Annotated in this window: 2 protein-coding genes; one reads left to right on the top strand and one right to left on the bottom strand. The window is 68.5% G+C overall.

What is annotated here, in order from left to right; all coding sequences use genetic code 11:
- Positions 1 to 65 precede the first annotated feature (65 nt).
- Positions 66 to 1223: a Gfo/Idh/MocA family protein gene (locus tag GRC12_RS44115; protein WP_208786045.1), complete on the bottom strand. Its 1158-nt coding sequence runs from the start codon at positions 1221 to 1223 to the stop codon at positions 66 to 68.
- A 291-nt stretch (positions 1224 to 1514) separates the two neighbouring features.
- On the opposite strand from GRC12_RS44115, the gene GRC12_RS44110 reads away from it, so the two are divergent.
- Positions 1515 to 1823: LacI family DNA-binding transcriptional regulator (locus tag GRC12_RS44110; RefSeq protein WP_208786044.1), on the top strand; the 309-nt coding region annotated here is incomplete at its 3' end.

The following is a 1823-nucleotide window of genomic DNA, read 5'->3' as shown; positions in this document are numbered from 1 at the left end:
GGCGAGGGGTTCGGGGCGGGGGTCGTAGGCCCTCAACCGCCCCTCGGAGTCGGGGAGATGGATGGTCACAGCGAGATCTCCGGTACGTCGAGACGGGCGCCCTCGGCCGAGGACCTCAGGCCCAGTTCGGCGAGTTGGACGCCGCGGGCGCCGGCGAGGAGGTCCCAGTGGTAGTCGGCGTCGGCGTAGACGTGCTTGAGGAACAGCTCCCACTGGGCCTTGAAGCCGTTGTCGAAGTCGTCGTTGTCGGGCACTTCCTGCCACTGGTCGCGGAAGGAGTAGGTGGCCGGGATGTCGGGGTTCCAGACCGGCTTGGGGGTCAGACTGCGGTGCTGGACGCGGCAGTTGCGCAGGCCGGCGACCGCGGAGCCCTCCGTGCCGTCGACCTGGAACTCGACCAGTTCGTCGCGGTTGACGCGGACGGCCCAGGAGGAGTTGATCTGGGCGATCGCGCCGCCCTCGAGCTCGAAGATCCCGTACGCGGCGTCGTCGGCCGTCGCGTCGTAGGGCTTGCCGTTCTCGTCCCAGCGCTGGGGGATGTGGGTGGTGGCGACGGCCTGGACGGACTTCACGCGGCCGAACAGCTCGTGCAGCACGTACTCCCAGTGCGGGAACATGTCGACGACGATGCCGCCGCCGTCCTCCGCGCGGTAGTTCCAGGAGGGGCGCTGGGCGGACTGCCAGTCGCCCTCGAAGACCCAGTAGCCGAACTCGCCGCGCACGGACAGGATCCGGCCGAAGAAGCCACCGTCGATCAGGCGCTTGAGCTTGAGCAGGCCGGGGAGGAAGAGCTTGTCCTGGACCACGCCGTGCTTGATGCCCGCGTCCTTGGCCAGCCGGGCCAGCTCCAGGGCGCCCTCCAGACCGGTCGCGGTCGGCTTCTCGGTGTAGATGTGCTTGCCCGCGGCGATCGCCTTCCTGATCGCCTCCTCGCGGGCGGAGGTCACCTGGGCGTCGAAGTAGATGTCGACGGTCGGGTCGGCGAGGACCGCGTCGATGTCGGTGGAGATGTTCTCCGGGTCCAGGCCGTGCTGCTCGGCGAGCGCGCGCAGGGCGTGCTCGCGGCGGCCGACGAGGATCGGTTCCGGCCACAGCACGGTGCCGTCGCCGAGGTCGAGGCCGCCCTGTTCCCGGATGGCCAGGATGGAGCGGACCAGGTGCTGGCGGTAGCCCATGCGTCCGGTCACGCCGTTCATGGCGATGCGCACCGTCTTGCGTGTCACGTCATTCCCTTCGTACGCGGTGTGTGCGCCGCGTACGCCCTGTCTCCTACTGGTGAGCGTCAAAGCAAGCGCTTTCTATACGGTAAGAAGCTAGCCTCTGATCGTGGTCTGGACAAGACCGTGACTCAGTCGAGTTGTTCGAGGGGGCGAACAACTCGGAGCTTGACCCGTAAGGTCTGCTCGAAAACATTCGGAACCATGGCCGCCCGCGGCCTGTCTACGAGCACGTACGTGGCCTGTCCACGAGCACGTACGTTGACGTACGAAGATGCGCGACCGGAGGACGACGAGATGACGGTGACCCTGGCGGACGTGGCGGCGCGCGCGCAGGTCTCGCCCGCGACGGTGTCGCGCGTGCTGAACGGGAACTATCCCGTGGCGGCATCCACCCGCGAGCGGGTGCTGAAGGCGGTCGACGAGCTGGACTACGTACTCAACGGTCCGGCGAGCGCGCTCGCGGCGGCCACCTCCGACCTGGTCGGCATCCTGGTCAACGACATCGCGGACCCCTTCTTCGGGATCATGGCGAGCGCCATCCAGTCGGAGATCGGCGGGCCCGGGGGACGGGCGGGCGGCGAGCGGCTGGCCGTGGTCTGCAAC

The sequence above is a fragment of the Streptomyces griseorubiginosus genome (assembly GCF_017614965.1).
GTDB lineage: Bacteria > Actinomycetota > Actinomycetes > Streptomycetales > Streptomycetaceae > Streptomyces > Streptomyces griseorubiginosus_B.
The sequence above is the reverse complement of the archived record's forward strand: the minus strand, read 5'-3'. Positions and strand labels throughout refer to the sequence as shown.